Below are 15,596 nucleotides of genomic sequence, written 5' to 3' on the forward strand. Positions count from 1 at the left end.
AAGGTTTTACGAATTACGTTTTATCATTTCACATCTTTTTAAAATGGGCTTAAATAAAAATCAGCCTAAAAAAAGATTATTTTAGGCTGATTGTGTTTTAGTTAGCGACTTCACTCATAAATTTGATACGATAAAGCCGAAGCTCTTCGTCATCGTATTCACCATCGAACTCATCGATAGCGACATCTATTTTATCAGTTTCCGACTCCATAAAATAATCATGAAGCTCTTCCTGTTGGTCTTCATCTAAAATATCGTCTATCCAGTAATCAATATTCAGTTTTGTACCTGAGAATACAATCGCTTCCATTTCTTTAATAAAAGCTGGCATCTCCATACCTTTTGCCGAAGAGATATCGGTAAGAGGTAGTTTTCGGTCCACATTCTGAATAATATATAATTTAAGCCCTGAATTTGTTCCCGTAGATTTCACTACCAGATCATCAGGTCTTACAACATCATTATCTTCTACATAACGCGCTATAAGGGCAACAAAATCCTTACCATATTTCTTGGCTTTCCCTTCACCTACACCGTGAACATTACTAAGTTCTGCTGTCGTAATAGGGTATTTCAAAGCCATATCTTCTAGGGACGGATCTTGAAAAATCACAAATGGCGGTACGCCTAATTTTTTCGCATTTGTTTTACGAAGGCTTTTTAACATCGCCATTAACTCCTTATCTACAACAGCTCCACTACCTTTTGAAGCGGCAACAATACTATCGTCGTGCGTTTCATTAAAAGAGTGATCCTCAGTCATCATAAATGACGTAGGATTTTTAATAAAATCTAAGCCTGATTTTGTAATCTTAATCACACCATACGTTTCGATATCTTTTTTAAGATATCCTGATACTAATACCTGACGTATTAATGCCATCCAATAGGTGTTTTCCTTATGTTTACCGGTACCAAAAAAGGGTTTTGTTTCGGTTTTATGAGATTTTATTAAGGCATTTTCCTTACCGATAATAACGTTTACCAAGTCTTTAGACTTGTACTTCTCCATTGTTTTTTTAACAATCTCCAATAGCAACTTCACATTATCCTGCGCTTCATGTTGCTTTTTAGGGTAACGCATATTATCGTCTAAGTCTCCACCCTCTCCGGTTTCATTATCGAATTCTTCACCAAAATAGTGTAAAATAAATTTACGCCTAGATATTGAAGTCTCAGCAAAAGCTACTACTTCCTGAAGCAGTGCCTGACCAATTTCTTGTTCAGCAACGGGTTTCCCAGACATGAATTTCTCTAACTTCTCGATGTCTTTATAACTATAGAAAGCTAAGCAATGCCCTTCTCCACCATCGCGACCTGCACGACCGGTTTCTTGGTAATAGCTTTCAATACTTTTTGGAATATCATGATGGATTACAAAGCGCACATCGGGTTTATCGATTCCCATTCCAAATGCAATGGTAGCAACAACCACATCAATATCCTCCATTAAGAACATATCTTGATGTTTTACACGGGTTTTAGCATCTAACCCCGCATGATAGGGTAAAGCTTTTACTCCGTTAACCTGTAACACTTGGGCTAGTTCCTCTACACGTTTACGACTTAAACAGTAAATAATACCTGTCTTACCTTCATTTTGCTTAACAAATCGGATAATATCGGCATCGACATTTTTAGTTTTTGGGCGTATTTCGTAGTATAGATTCGGGCGGTTAAAAGATGCTTTAAAGGTACGCGCATTAGACATCCCTAAGTTTTTCAAGATGTCCTCTTGAACTTTTGGAGTTGCCGTAGCCGTTAATCCTATAATAGGGATATTGTCGCCAATACGTTCTATAATCTGTTTTAAATTTCTATATTCTGGTCTAAAATCATGTCCCCACTCACTGATACAATGGGCTTCGTCTACAGCCATAAAAGAAATTTTTACACTGCGCAAAAATTCTACATTCTCTTCTTTGGTAAGGGACTCCGGGGCAACATATAAAAGCTTCGTTATACCATTGGTAATATCTTGCTTTACTTGTTTAACTTCAGTTTTATTTAATGAGGAATTTAATACGTGTGCAACACCATGTTCATCAGAAACACCACGAATGGCATCCACCTGATTTTTCATTAGTGCGATTAAAGGCGAGACAACAATTGCCGTTCCCTCTTGCATTAATGCTGGTAGTTGATAACATAAGGACTTACCGCCACCCGTAGGCATAATAACAAAGGTGCTTTCCTTTGCTAAAATACTTTTGATAACAGCTTCTTGTAATCCTTTAAATTCACTGAAGCCAAAATATGTTTTTAGTGCTGAATGCAATTCACTTTTCACTAGTAACTTAATTGGTTTTAATTATTATTTACACTTTTTAAACTATACAATTTTCAAAAAAATAATCACTAATATTTAACGCTCTTTAATAATCTTTCCTTTTTATTTTTTCGCTAAATTTGCTGCGAATAAGAGATATTACAAATTATTCATATTGCATAATATTTTAAAGATAACAAAATCTTTTAAAAGCATCATCTATAAAATTTGATTATTTTGAATACTAAAGACAACATTATAAAATTAGCAAAAGAAACGATCGCAATAGAAAGCAAATCTATTGAAAACTTAGCACATTTAATCGATTCTGATTTTGCTGATGCTGTTGAATTAATATACAACTCCAAAGGTAGGGTAATTATTACAGGAATTGGTAAAAGTGCTATAATTGCCACAAAAATTGTAGCGACTTTAAATTCTACAGGTACACCTGCAGTTTTTATGCATGCCGCCGATGCCATTCATGGAGACTTGGGTTTAATCCTAAAAGACGATGTGGTTATTTGTATTTCTAAAAGTGGAAACACTCCAGAAATCAAGGTTTTAGTTCCCTTAATAAAAAATGCAAACAATAAGATGATTGCTATAACGGGAAATAAAGATTCTTTTTTAGGCAAGCAAGCAGATTACATTTTAAACGCCTTTGTAGAAAAGGAAGCGTGTCCTAATAACCTAGCACCAACAACTAGCACTACTGCTCAATTGGTAATGGGTGACGCTCTAGCAGTCTGTTTGTTGGAACTTCGCGGTTTTTCAAGCAAAGATTTTGCAAAGTACCACCCTGGAGGCGCTTTGGGTAAAAAACTATATTTAAGAGTACACGATTTATCGTCGGCCAACCAAAAACCGAAAGTCAACTTAGACACTAACGTTAAACAAGTAATTATTGAGATTTCTGAAAAAATGTTAGGGGTTACTGCGGTTGTAGACCAAGACAAGATTGTTGGAATTATTACCGATGGTGATTTAAGACGTATGCTTACCAAAGTGGATGACTTTACGAAGTTAACCGCAAAAGATATTATGAGCGCCAATCCGAAATGCATCGCCGAAGAAGCAATGGCTGTCGACGCAATGGACCTTATGGAAACCTATGGTATTTCTCAGTTATTAGTAGAACATAATGGTGTCTATGCTGGTGTTGTTCATTTACATGATTTAATTAAAGAAGGTATAATATAATGGCAAAAAGAGATGTAAACAGTATGTCATTTTTAGATCATTTAGAGGATCTAAGATGGCATTTAATTCGAATCTGTGTCGCTATTATCATTTGCGGGGCGGTAGCCTTTGTTTTTAAATCCTTCATTTTTAATGTGGTTATTTTTGGCCCAAGTAAAATGTCATTCCCCACTTACGAATGGTTATGTAGTATGGCAAATTTTGTCGGTATTGAGGAGTCCACCTTTTGTGGAGAAGAACTACCATTTATTATTCAAAGTAGAACGATGGCTGGGCAATTCTCTGCACATATATGGACCTCTATCTATGCTGGTTTTATTGTAGCCTTTCCTTACGTTATTTATCAATTATGGCTTTTTATAAGCCCAGGAATGAAATCTGGAGAACGTAAACACTCACGTGGTTTTATCATCGTATCCTCATTTTTATTCTTTTTAGGTGTTCTTTTTGGGTACTATATTATAACTCCACTATCAATAAACTTTTTAGGAACCTATCAGGTGAGTGCGCAGGTGGAAAACAATTTTGATATTAGTAGCTATATTGGCTTATTGCGAGCGTCGGTTATAGCCTCTGGATTAATTTTTGAGCTTCCCATCATTATTTATTTCTTAACTAAGGTAGGCTTAGTAACTCCAGAATTCCTAAGAAAATACAGAAAGTATGCTTTAGTAATTGTCCTTATTTTGTCTGCAGTAATCACACCTCCAGACGTCGCTAGTCAGATTATTGTAGCTATTCCTATTCTTATCTTATATGAGATAAGTATTTATATTTCAAAATTTGTGTTGCGCAAAGAAGAACGTAAAATCAAGAAAGATGTCAGACCTAGTTAGTGAATTCAATGACTACCGTTCTAAAATGAACGATAAGATTCTAGCCGATAACAACAAAGTTATCAAACGTATTTTTAATTTAGATACTAACGCGTTTTCTGAAGGGGCCTTAGATGTGCAAACCAAAGAATTATTAGGCTTGGTAGCCTCTACAGTATTGCGTTGTGACGATTGCATAAAGTACCACTTAGAAGCGTGTTACAAAGCCGGTTTATCTAAGGAAAAGGTTGTAGAAACCTTAAGTATTGCTACTTTAGTAGGTGGAACTATCGTTATTCCTCATTTACGCCGTGCTTACGAATTTTGGGATGCCTTAGAAGCACAGCGTTAAACTTTGCATAATTAGTCACTAGTGATTCTTGTTTTATTTTGAATTTACTATTTTTAGCACTTATACTCAAACCTTATGAAGCTTAAAGCCGAAAATTTAATGAAGTCCTACAACGGACGAAAAGTTGTAAAAGACGTATCTCTAGAAGTGAATACTGGAGAGATTGTTGGTTTACTAGGACCTAATGGTGCTGGAAAAACAACCTCGTTTTATATGATTGTCGGCTTAATAAAACCGAATGGAGGAAGTATCCATTTGGAAGGTACAAATATCACCAATTACCCGATGTACAAACGTGCACAACACGGTATTGGATACTTAGCTCAAGAAGCTTCTGTTTTTAGAAAGCTTAGTATTGAGGATAATATTTTGAGTGTGCTTCAAATGACTAAGCTGAGTAAAAAAGAGCAACTACATAAAATGGAGTCGCTTATTGAAGAGTTCAGTTTAGGTCATATTCGTAAAAATAGAGGAGACTTATTATCGGGAGGGGAACGCCGAAGAACGGAGATCGCCAGAGCACTTGCTACCGATCCTAATTTTATATTACTCGATGAGCCTTTTGCAGGGGTTGACCCTGTTGCAGTTGAAGATATCCAGCGTATTATTGCACAGCTTACAAAGAAAAACATTGGTATATTAATTACCGATCACAACGTGCAAGAAACTTTAGCGATTACCGATCGCACCTATTTAATGTTTGAAGGAAGCATCTTAAAAGCTGGAGAGCCTGAAGAATTAGCTAATGATGAAATGGTTCGTAAAGTGTACTTAGGACAGAATTTCGAACTCCGTAAAAAGAAAATTCGCGACTAATAGACTTCTATAAATTAGTAGTACGCAGTTTTAGTTCTGAGTGAAGCCGTACACTTAACATTCAACCTGCTACACGTTAGCAATCTTGTAAATGGAACAACGCAAAACCATTTCATCAAACATTGCCTTTAGAAAATACTTCCTATCATGGATGCTACTACTTATAGTATACATAATTACCTAATATTTTAATTTAAGCCGCTTTTGGGATTATGGGGTTTGGACAATCGCTTTACTTACTTTTGTTTTATTCATTTCCTTGAAAAAGGTAGAGTTCACAAAAAATGCGGTCTATTTTGATAATAAAAAAACCGAGTATGAATCTATTACAGGTTTAAAAGTATTTGAAATCCAACAAAGACCTTTTTATCTTTTTAAAACGAATTCTACACGTATTTTTAAGAGATACCATCTCACTGAATTGGGTGGCATTGGCTACTTTGCCATACTTAAGATTTTATTTACTAAATCAGCCGACACTGAATTGGTATTAGCTGAATTTTTGAAGCTATTAGATGAAAAGTCTAATATCCCGAAGACTCATTAAGTTCAACAACTGAACATCTATTTAATATCTATAGCAGCTCTTACTTAGGCTTTTTTCACTTTCGAAACAATCCACTTCACACCTACTACAAGGCCCAATACAAGCGCTCCAAAAGCTAGACCGACGATAAAATCACGAAGCATTCCTGGTATAGTTTCTAAAAAGTGATGTAGAAACTCTATGTTATGAACAAATATCCCTCCAGCGACTAATAGTAAAGCTATCGTACCAATTACCCCTAAGCTTTTAATCACCCACGGTAAGGCATTTACAAAAAAACGTCCAATAGACGCTAAAACCCCTTTACCATCATCACTTAATGCGATTAATTTCAAACCGAAATCATCCATTCTTACAATTAAAGCAACGATACCATACACCCCAATGGTCGCTATAATAGCGACTATAGACACTACCAAAACTTGAAACAAAAGATCGCGTCCTACAACGGTTCCTAAAGCAATAATTACGATCTCTACCGACAGGATAAAATCGGTTAAAATTGCCGATTTAATTTTACTTTTTTCAGCTTCAAGAACCTCTTCTTCTGTCAGCTCTTCTTTAAGTTGCGCTGTTTTTTCATGAGCGTGTGGCACGAGGTATTCGTAGATTTTTTCAGCACCTTCATAGGCGAGATAAAACCCTCCTAATACCAAAATAACGGTAACGGCAACCGGTAAAAAGGCACTCAATAAAAAGGCGACCGGTAAAATAATCAACTTATTAATAAAGGATCCTTTGGTAATTGCCCATAAAACGGGTAGCTCCCTAGACGAAACAAATCCTGAAGCTTTTTCGGCATTTACTGCTAAATCATCACCTAAGATCCCAGCGGTTTTTTTAGTTGTAATTTTACTCATCACCACAACATCGTCCATTAATGCTGCGATATCGTCTAATAATGCAAAAAATCCTGAAGCCATAAAATTTAAGTCTAGTTTATTGTAATGTTTTGAGGTTTGTTATTGATCTTTTAAAATCTCTATTTGGAAAACAAAGACATTAAAATATATAATAGTATTATTAAAGGGATAGCTGCAAACTGAAGCACTATCAATAACACCACACATAATAAAATAAACAGATATCGGATGGCATTGTTTTTAAAACTCCAATCTTTAAATTTTAGGGCGAATAATTTCACCGGTGCATTTAAAATATAACAGCTTGCAATAGCTAACGGTATTAAGAACCAAGTATTTAAAATGATACTATTTATAAGATCATTATTTTGAAACTCCATGATTAAAGGCAGCGAAAGAATCAGCAGGGCATTTGCCGGAGTTGGTAAGCCTTTAAAATAAGACTGTTGCTCTTCATCTACATTAAATTTTGCCAAGCGATAAGCAGAACCCAAAGTCACTAAAAACCCAATTAGGGCGATAGGAGCAAATTTAAAATCACCTAGGTGTAACATAGAATTCCAATCTGTAGACCCTGTTAGGAATGCCGAATCATCGATACTCAGGCTTATCAGTTTAAACATCACAATCCCTGGAACCAATCCGCTAGTTACCATATCGGCTAAGGAATCTAACTGCAAGCCTATTTCACTTTGCACATTGAGTTTCCGCGCTAATAATCCGTCGAAAAAATCAAAGAAAATTCCCAAAAACACAAATACTGCGGCAGCAACAAATAAATTATTAACCGCGAATAAAACGGCGATACTTCCGCATAATAAATTAAGAAGAGTCACGAAATTTGGAATAAAAGACTTTATAGCCATACAGATGATGTTTATTTTTTTGTAAAAATAATAAAGTAAACGCGTAAAAAAAGGGTTTATACAATATACTATGCGCTTTCAAGTTTAATATATAGAAAAATTATAGCATCTTTGTAAAAAATTTCGCAATTGAAAGCATTTATTACACTTGTTTTTATAACAGTGACCTTGGCAACCTATGCTCAAACCAAATATTCTAATGAATTTATGAATATCGGTGTCGACGCGGCTGCTCTTGGAATGAGTAATGCTGTTACTGCAAGCACAAAAGATGTTAACGCGGGATATTGGAATCCTGCAGGACTAGTTAACCTAGAAGATAGGCAATTGGCATTAATGCACTCCAGTTACTTTGCTAATATAGCCAATTACGATTATGCTGCTTTTGCGATGCCTTTAGATGACAGAAGTGCCTTCGGAATCTCATTAATCCGATTTGCTGTCGATGATATTTTAGATACCACACAACTTATAGACGACCAGGGTAATGTGAATTACGACCGTATCAGTTTATTCTCTACTGCCGATTATGGGTTAACCTTTTCTTATGCCAGAAAACTACCGGTTCAAGGCTTAAATTATGGAGTAAACGCTAAAGTGATTCGACGTATTATTGGTGACTTCGCCAACTCATGGGGGTTTGGTTTCGATGCTGCTATTCAGTTTAAAACGGATAACAATTGGGAATTTGGTGTGATGGCAAGAGATATTACAACAACTTTTAATTCGTGGAGTTACGACGAGGAGGCTTTCGAGCGTGTTCAAAATGCTGTTGAAGGTCAGAACCAAGAGCTACCAGAAACAACAGAGATAACAATTCCGAAATTACAACTTGGCGTTGCTAAAACTTATACTTTTCATTACGATTATACCTTACGTGCTGAGTTGGATTTAAACATGCGATTCGCACAAAACAATGATATTATCTCCACCTCTTTTGCTAGTATAAATCCTGCTTTAGGATTTGAATTCGGCTATATCGATATGATATATCTTCGTGGTGGTGTCGGAAATTTTCAAAATGAATTACAAATAGACAATAGTGAATCGTTAAGCTTTCAACCAAGCTTTGGTTTAGGGTTTAAATACAATGGCATTCATGTCGATTACGCGTTTACTGATATTGGTGACCAGAGTGTCGCCTTATATTCTAACGTCTTTTCACTTAAATTAGATTTCAGCATTTTTAGATAGATGTTCTTTTGCAACCTATGAAAAAACTACTTCTTATATGCGCACTTTTTATGAGTGCCGTTACTACCGCTCAAAACTCTCCGATAATAGAAAACGCACAATTTAGCGTGCTAACTATTGGCCCAGGAACATCCTTAAATGATGCTTTTGGACACAGTGCTTTTCGTATAAAAACATCGTTTTCTGACGAGGTTTATAACTACGGTATGTTTGATTTTGATGCACCAAATTTCTATTTAAATTTTGCTAAAGGGAAGCTCGATTATTATATGGGTGCGAGTAGTTATAAGCGTTTTAAAGACGTCTATATTTGGCAAAACCGGACGATAAAAGAGCAGATTTTAAATATCACACCGGCTCAAAAAATAGAGTTGTATAATTATTTAATTTATAATCTAAAGCCTGAAAACAAGTACTATGCTTACGATTTCTTTTTTGATAATTGCGCCACTAGAATTCGCGATGTTTCAGAAAAAGCATGGGATGGTAATTTAAAATACACTACACCAGCATCCTACAAAGGAGAAACCTTCAGAACGTTAATTCAAAACAACCTAGAATGGAATTCTTGGGGAAGTTTTGGGATTGATGTTGCCTTAGGCTCGGTAATCGATACCAAGGCCACGCCTAGAGAATATATGTTTTTACCGGAATACATCTTCGAATTCTTTGAAGAAACCACCTTTAAAACCACCGGAGCCCCTTTAGTTAAGGAATCGCATATCATCTATAAAAAAAGAGACAAGGACCACTCTAGCGCTTTTTTAACGCGTCCGTTGTTTGTATTTTCTATACTAAGTCTTCTCATCTTATTTATAACCTACCGTGATTTTAAAACCAATTCCCGATCTAAAGTATTAGACCTTATCCTATTTAACATTACTGGGCTTATAGGTGTTTTACTTTGCTTTTTATGGTTTGCTACCGACCACACGGCAACGGCTAATAATTACAACCTATTATGGGCCTTTCCATTAAGTTTGTTTTGCACACTACAGCTTTTAAAAAGAATCCCTAAGCAGTGGTTTATTGGTTACCTAAAATTACTGGTTGTCATGTTGTGTTTATTGACCTTACATTGGAGTATTGGTGTGCAACGATTTGCCCCGGTATTAGTACCGTTATTAATAGCGTTGGTGGTTCGCTACATGTACCTCATCCGCTATTACAAAACGATAAAAGAATAAATTATTTTCTAATTTGGACAAATTTACAGAAACGGTCATTTCCATAATTATAGGTCTTCAGTACGAATAACAAAACTTCTATCGGATTTTTTGGATATTTAGCCGTTATTTGCATAAAAACAATACATTGAATTATTTAACGGTAGAAAATATAGCGAAGTCTTATGGTGAACTCACCCTTTTTGAAGACCTTTCGTTTAGTGTACATAAAGATCAAAAGATAGCTTTCGTTGCGAAAAACGGAACAGGAAAGACCTCTATTTTAAATATTTTAGCACAGTTAGACTCCCCCGATGCAGGTCAGGTGATATTTAGAAAAAACATTAAAGTCTCTTTCCTCCCTCAAGAACCCCATTTGGATGAAAATTTAACCGTGGAGGCTACAATTTTCAATTCTGACAATCCAATATTGGATGTCATTAAAAATTACGAAAAAGCCTTACTAAACCCTGAAGATGAAGAGCTTTACCAAAGAGCTTTCGAGCAAATGGATATTAATAATGCTTGGGATTTCGAAACGCAATACAAGCAAATTTTATCAAAGCTTAAATTAGATAAATTAGATCAAAAAGTAAGCGCACTGTCTGGGGGACAAAAAAAGCGTCTATCGCTAGCCAATGCCTTAATTAATAAACCTGATTTATTAATTTTAGATGAGCCTACCAACCATTTAGATTTAGAAATGATTGAGTGGTTAGAAGAGTTTTTTGCTAAGGAAAACATCACCTTATTTATGGTGACTCACGATAGGTATTTCCTGGAGCGTGTGTGTAATGAGATTATAGAATTAGACCACGGAAAACTGTATTCTTACAAAGGAAACTACTCGTATTACCTTGAGAAAAAGGAAGCGCGAATAGAGCAAGATGAAGTAGAAACTGGCAAAGCCAAACAATTGTATAAAAAAGAATTGGGGTGGATGCGTAAGCAACCGAAAGCCCGAACTACGAAATCAAAATCTAGAATTGACGATTTCGCCGATATTAAACACCGCGCACAGCAGCGTCGCCAAGACCATGAAGTCCAGTTGGAACTGAATATGGAGCGCTTGGGGAGTAAAATCCTTGAGTTTCATAAAGTATCAAAAGCTTTTGATGACAAAGTGATCCTTAATAAATTCAGTTATGTCTTTCAAAAAGGTGAACGCGTTGGGATTATAGGAAAAAACGGAACCGGGAAATCGACGTTCCTGAATATCTTAACCCAAAGAGAAGAGCCTGATGCGGGAACAATAACCATTGGTGAAACCGTAAAATTTGGTTACTACACCCAAAAAGGAATAAAAGTAAAACCAGATCAAAAAGTTATTGATGTGGTTCGTGAGTTTGGTGATTATATCCCATTAAAAAAAGGACGCCAAATTAGTGCTCAGCAACTTTTAGAACGCTTTTTATTCGACAGAAAAAAACAATATGATTTTGTCGAAAAACTAAGTGGTGGTGAACGCAAACGTTTATATCTATGTACTGTATTAATTCAGAATCCTAACTTTTTGATTTTGGATGAGCCGACTAACGATTTAGATATCGTAACGCTTAATGTTTTAGAACAGTTTTTATTGGATTTCCCTGGTTGCTTAATTGTTGTGTCTCACGACCGTTACTTTATGGATAAGATTGTCGATCACCTTTTTGTATTTAGAGGTGAAGGGCTTATCGAAAACTTCCCTGGAAACTACACCGACTTTAGAGTTTATGACGACAGTAAGGATGTTGTTGTAGAGGCTGATGAGGACGATAGTAAAAAAGAAAAGAAAAACTGGAAGAAAGAGTCAACCGTAAAATTGAGTTACAACGAGCAAAAGGAGTACAAAAACCTTGAGAGTAAAATCAGCAGTTTAGAATACGACAAGAAAGAGTTTGAAAAGAAGTTTTTAAACCCTGACCTCAGCACAGAAGAAATTAACGAACTGTCGTTAAAACTTCAGAAGATTATTGATGCTCTTGAAGAAAAAGAAATGCGTTGGCTAGAACTCTCCGAAAAACTAGAAGGCTAATTTCTTTTATCAATTCGTTATACTAATGTGGTACAGTATTCTAGCCTATTTTAAGTTTTTAACAAAAGCCTCAAATCAGCACGGCGTACACTCGCCATTTGTCTATAATTTTATCACCAAATGCGTGTACGACAACACGCGTTATAGCGCTTATACCGCTTTAAAACACTATCGCAAACAGTTATCGTCTTCCAAAGAGACGTTAGAGGTTAGCGACTTTGGTGCGGGTTCTCGCGTAATGAAAACCAAAACAAGACGTGTTGGTGCTATGGCTAAAAAAGCGGGCACCCCGTTAAAACGCGCTAAATTAATGTATCGAATGACGCGTTATTTTAACATGGAGGAGCTTTTAGAACTCGGCACCTCTTTGGGTACAGCGCCCCATGCTATGCATCTAGGAAATCCCAAAGCACAGATTACTACAATTGAAGGCTGCCCGAATACTGCTGAATTTGCAAAACAAAGTTTAAAACAAAACAATGTAGCTAATACCACAGTTATTACAGGTGATTTCAGATCCGTATTACAAAAACAAAACACAAGGCCTTACGATTTGGTGTTTTTTGATGGTCATCATGAAAAAGAAGCGACTATAGCTTATTTTGAAAGCCTTGTTGTTAACACACATAACGATTCGGTTTTTATTTTTGATGATATTTATTGGTCTCGGGGTATGACAGAGGCCTGGGAATACATTAAACAACATCCTCAAGTAACGGTAACCGTTGACCTCTTCTTTTGGGGTATTGTGTTCTTCCGCAAAGAGCAAGTCAAAGAACATTTTAAAATCCGATTTTAAGTCTATACTTTTTAAAAGAATGGCGCAACTAAAAGATTTTGAATCGAGAACTTACACAGAGTAAAATTGCTTCTCGATACAATTCCTCATGCTCCGGAATCACTCGAAGTGACCTCGTTTTCCTCATTGTCAGTTCGAGTGTTTTACGTGCAATGCAATGGAACATAAAATGTATCGAGAACAATTTCAATAATCAAGACTTCAGGTGATTTACATAATCATAGATTAAACGAAATAGATGTCATTCTGAAAGAGGTACGACTAAAGAATCTTTACAAGAATTGAAGTTATAAGGTCCATTTTGATCGAGGACACATGTAGCGTAAGATTCCTCGCTATGCTCAGAAATCGAAGATTCGACGCAGTCAATGACAAAGAATGGCTCATCGCGTAACTAAGACTTCCAAATTCTACCCTCTAGCTTCCAGTTTCCAGCTTCCAACCTCTAGCTTCTACCCTCAACCTCTCAAAGTGACATAGAGGCTCTATGCATCAAGTGACCCGGAATTAAAACCTAATCCCAATTCCCTAATGACTAACCCCTACGAACCCTGTCAGTTCGAGTGGCGCGACATAGGAGCGTTGTATCGAGAACCTTTTGTACGAAATCACTTCCTTCTTGTCATCCTGAAAGAGGTACGACTGAAGAATCTTTACAAGAATTGAAGTTTTATGCCCGGGTGTGATCGAGGACACATGTAGCTCAAGATTCTTCGCTATGCTCAGAAATCGAAGATTCGACGCAGTCAATGACAAATAATGGCTCATCGCGTAACTAAGACTTCCAAATTCTACCCTCCAGCTTCTACCCTCAAGCTTCTTTGGAATCACTCAAAGTGACATGGAGGTTCTATACATCAAGTGAACCAAAATTAAACTATTTACTAATTACTGGCTACTAACCGCTTTTTACGCCTGAAGAACCTATACTTAAATTCAATCAAAAAGTTTCTTTTGTTACTTTGTTCATTTTTTTCATCGCCAAAAAAACGAACCAAAAACATCTAGGCTGACGAAACTATACCTAAATTTTATCATTCGACAGCTAAAACTTAGGAACTCGCTGGTGGAATCCGCATTCACGTCATGCTTATCACAAGCTCAAACAGCCTAAATTTTTTAACGCTGCCTTCATTTCAAATTTTACGATATATATTCGATAGGCCGAAGGCTTCCTTTTGGAACTACTAGTTGTGATTAAAACCTATCATTCCATGTTTCTTTAAACCCTAACCTTGATTATCATGATAATCATGATAATCAAAAAGATTAATTTTTGTCATTCTGAAAGAGGTACGACTGAAGAATCTTTACAAGAATTGAAGTTATAAGGTCCATTTTGATCGAGGACACATGTAGCGTAAGATTCTTCGCTATGCTCAGAAATCGAAGATTCGACGCAGTCAATGACAAATAATGGCTCATCGCGTAACTAAGACTTCCAAATTCTACCCTCCAGTTTCCAGTTTCCAGCTTCCAACCTCAGGCTTCTTTGGAATCACTCAAAGTGACATGGAGGCTCTATGCATGATGTGAACAGAGATTAAACTAATTACTAACTACTATTCCCCCTAATTTACTCTATAACGATTCTTCCTTACCTGCTTTCAATTTTCACTTTTTTGATATACCTTTAACCTATGAAAATTTACACAAAAACTGGAGACAAAGGCACCACTGCATTATTTGGTGGTACCCGAGTACCAAAACATCATATTCGTATTGATAGTTATGGTACTGTAGACGAGTTAAACTCACATATAGGATTAATTCGCGATCAAGACATTAAAAAAGAGTACAAAGACATTCTTGTTATTATACAAGACCGCTTATTTACTGTTGGTGCTATTTTAGCTACCGATCCTGAAAAGGCGACTCTTAAAAATGGAAAAGAACGTTTAAACATTCCGAAAATATCTGAAGAAGACATTGCTCTTTTAGAACGTGAGATGGATGCTATGAACGCCGACTTACCACAAATGACGCATTTTGTGCTTCCTGGCGGTCACCAAACGGTGTCATTCTGTCACATTGCACGCTGTGTATGCCGTCGCGCAGAACGCTTAGCATCAGCACTTAACGAAATAGAGCCTTTTTTACCCGAGGCACTAAAGTATTTAAATCGTTTATCTGACTATCTTTTTGTGTTGGCACGAAAATTGTCTTTTGACCTGCAAGCAGATGAAGTGAAATGGATTCCGGAGAAAAATTAAAACAAATTATATCTTCAATAAGAATACTTAAAAAAACACGCGCTTTTTCTGTAATTTAATAACACTGCAAGATATTTACAGTCAAATAGTTTCAGTGCAAAAAAGACGTTCTTTTTTATTATTGATAAAATAATTCACTTTTTTCTTGACTATTACAACTAAAAAATTATTTTTGCAAAAAAATAAACCTAATAAGAAATGTATTGGACTTTAGAATTAGCATCTTATTTAAGTGATGCGCCTTGGCCGGCAACAAAAGATGAGCTTATAGATTACGCTATTAGAACAGGAGCTCCTTTAGAAGTTGTTGAAAACTTACAAGCAATTGAAGACGAAGGAGATTCGTACGACTCTATAGAAGAAATCTGGCCAGATTATCCAACAGATGAAGACTACCTCTGGAATGAGGATGAGTATTAATAAATTAAAATAAAGAAAAAAGTCTCATAATGGAGACTTTTTTTTGTGCTTATTTT

At 36.0% G+C, this 15,596-nt stretch carries 13 protein-coding genes; 10 read left to right on the forward strand and 3 right to left on the reverse strand.

The genetic code is table 11. The annotated features are described in order from the left end of the window. Positions 1–97: 97 nt before the first annotated feature. Positions 98–2,290 (reverse strand): RecQ family ATP-dependent DNA helicase, encoded by a 2,193-nt coding sequence (locus BLV64_RS00230; RefSeq protein ID WP_092130969.1) that lies wholly within the window; start codon positions 2,288–2,290, stop codon positions 98–100. 216 nt (positions 2,291–2,506) lie between these two features. Here BLV64_RS00230 and BLV64_RS00235 point away from each other — a divergent pair, with 216 nt between their 5' ends. The 4 genes from BLV64_RS00235 to lptB all read left to right on the forward strand — a co-directional run bounded on the left by BLV64_RS00235 (position 2,507) and on the right by lptB (position 5,455). Then, positions 2,507–3,472: a KpsF/GutQ family sugar-phosphate isomerase gene (locus BLV64_RS00235; protein ID WP_092131359.1), complete on the forward strand. Its 966-nt coding sequence runs from the start codon at positions 2,507–2,509 to the stop codon at positions 3,470–3,472. Continuing rightward, entirely contained in the window at positions 3,472–4,308 is an 837-nt protein-coding gene (tatC, locus tag BLV64_RS00240; protein ID WP_092130971.1) for a twin-arginine translocase subunit TatC, read from the forward strand. Before BLV64_RS00235 ends, tatC begins: the two co-directional genes overlap by 1 nt. Continuing rightward, positions 4,292–4,639 carry a carboxymuconolactone decarboxylase family protein gene (locus BLV64_RS00245; RefSeq protein ID WP_092130972.1) on the forward strand — a complete coding sequence of 116 codons (348 nt, stop codon included), beginning with the start codon at positions 4,292–4,294 and terminating at the stop codon, positions 4,637–4,639. The genes tatC and BLV64_RS00245 overlap by 17 nt, the downstream gene beginning before the upstream one ends. Positions 4,640–4,714: 75 nt before the next feature. After that, complete coding sequence (lptB, locus tag BLV64_RS00250; protein WP_092130974.1) at positions 4,715–5,455, forward strand: LPS export ABC transporter ATP-binding protein; 741 nt, start codon at positions 4,715–4,717, stop codon at positions 5,453–5,455. A 591-nt stretch (positions 5,456–6,046) separates the two neighbouring features. On the opposite strand, the gene BLV64_RS00260 is transcribed toward lptB, so the two are convergent. Together BLV64_RS00260 and BLV64_RS00265 are read right to left on the reverse strand one after the other, a co-directional pair. Beyond that, entirely contained in the window at positions 6,047–6,925 is an 879-nt protein-coding gene (locus tag BLV64_RS00260) for a DUF808 domain-containing protein (protein WP_092130978.1), read from the reverse strand. Positions 6,926–6,984: 59 nt separating this feature from the next. Continuing rightward, positions 6,985–7,731 carry a CDP-alcohol phosphatidyltransferase family protein gene (locus tag BLV64_RS00265; protein WP_092130980.1) on the reverse strand — a complete coding sequence of 249 codons (747 nt, stop codon included), beginning with the start codon at positions 7,729–7,731 and terminating at the stop codon, positions 6,985–6,987. A 129-nt stretch (positions 7,732–7,860) separates the two neighbouring features. Here BLV64_RS00265 and BLV64_RS00270 point away from each other — a divergent pair, with 129 nt between their 5' ends. From BLV64_RS00270 to BLV64_RS00295, 6 genes are all read left to right on the forward strand, one after another. Next, entirely contained in the window at positions 7,861–8,925 is a 1,065-nt protein-coding gene (locus BLV64_RS00270) for a putative type IX sorting system protein PorV2 (protein ID WP_317042091.1), read from the forward strand. A 17-nt stretch (positions 8,926–8,942) separates the two neighbouring features. After that, a complete protein-coding gene (locus tag BLV64_RS00275; RefSeq protein ID WP_092130982.1) occupies positions 8,943–10,112 on the forward strand; it encodes a lipoprotein N-acyltransferase Lnb domain-containing protein in 1,170 nt (389 codons plus the stop codon). 127 nt (positions 10,113–10,239) lie between these two features. Beyond that, positions 10,240–12,108 (forward strand): ABC-F family ATP-binding cassette domain-containing protein, encoded by a 1,869-nt coding sequence (locus BLV64_RS00280; RefSeq protein ID WP_092130984.1) that lies wholly within the window; start codon positions 10,240–10,242, stop codon positions 12,106–12,108. A gap of 25 nt (positions 12,109–12,133) precedes the next feature. Beyond that, positions 12,134–12,907, forward strand: coding sequence for an O-methyltransferase (locus BLV64_RS00285; RefSeq protein ID WP_092130986.1), 774 nt, complete (start codon positions 12,134–12,136; stop codon positions 12,905–12,907). Between the two features lie 1,640 nt (positions 12,908–14,547). After that, positions 14,548–15,120, forward strand: coding sequence for a cob(I)yrinic acid a,c-diamide adenosyltransferase (locus BLV64_RS00290; RefSeq protein WP_092130988.1), 573 nt, complete (start codon positions 14,548–14,550; stop codon positions 15,118–15,120). A 198-nt stretch (positions 15,121–15,318) separates the two neighbouring features. Next, positions 15,319–15,540: a DUF2795 domain-containing protein gene (locus tag BLV64_RS00295; RefSeq protein ID WP_008272287.1), complete on the forward strand. Its 222-nt coding sequence runs from the start codon at positions 15,319–15,321 to the stop codon at positions 15,538–15,540. The last annotated feature ends 56 nt before the right edge of the window (positions 15,541–15,596 follow it).

The sequence above is a fragment of the Bizionia paragorgiae genome (assembly GCF_900107625.1).
Lineage (GTDB): Bacteria > Bacteroidota > Bacteroidia > Flavobacteriales > Flavobacteriaceae > Bizionia > Bizionia paragorgiae.

What these genes read in the sequence shown, in the direction of transcription:
- tatC (WP_092130971.1), top strand. Translation starts at nt 3,472, where the DNA reads ATGGCAAAAAGAGATGTAAACAGTATGTCATTTTTAGATCATTTAGAG.
- BLV64_RS00245 (WP_092130972.1), top strand. Translation starts at nt 4,292, where the DNA reads ATGTCAGACCTAGTTAGTGAATTCAATGACTACCGTTCTAAAATGAAC.
- lptB (WP_092130974.1), top strand. Translation starts at nt 4,715, where the DNA reads ATGAAGCTTAAAGCCGAAAATTTAATGAAGTCCTACAACGGACGAAAA.
- BLV64_RS00260 (WP_092130978.1), bottom strand. Translation starts at nt 6,925, where the DNA reads ATGGCTTCAGGATTTTTTGCATTATTAGACGATATCGCAGCATTAATG.
- BLV64_RS00265 (WP_092130980.1), bottom strand. Translation starts at nt 7,731, where the DNA reads ATGGCTATAAAGTCTTTTATTCCAAATTTCGTGACTCTTCTTAATTTA.
- BLV64_RS00275 (WP_092130982.1), top strand. Translation starts at nt 8,943, where the DNA reads ATGAAAAAACTACTTCTTATATGCGCACTTTTTATGAGTGCCGTTACT.
- BLV64_RS00285 (WP_092130986.1), top strand. Translation starts at nt 12,134, where the DNA reads ATGTGGTACAGTATTCTAGCCTATTTTAAGTTTTTAACAAAAGCCTCA.
- BLV64_RS00290 (WP_092130988.1), top strand. Translation starts at nt 14,548, where the DNA reads ATGAAAATTTACACAAAAACTGGAGACAAAGGCACCACTGCATTATTT.
- BLV64_RS00295 (WP_008272287.1), top strand. Translation starts at nt 15,319, where the DNA reads ATGTATTGGACTTTAGAATTAGCATCTTATTTAAGTGATGCGCCTTGG.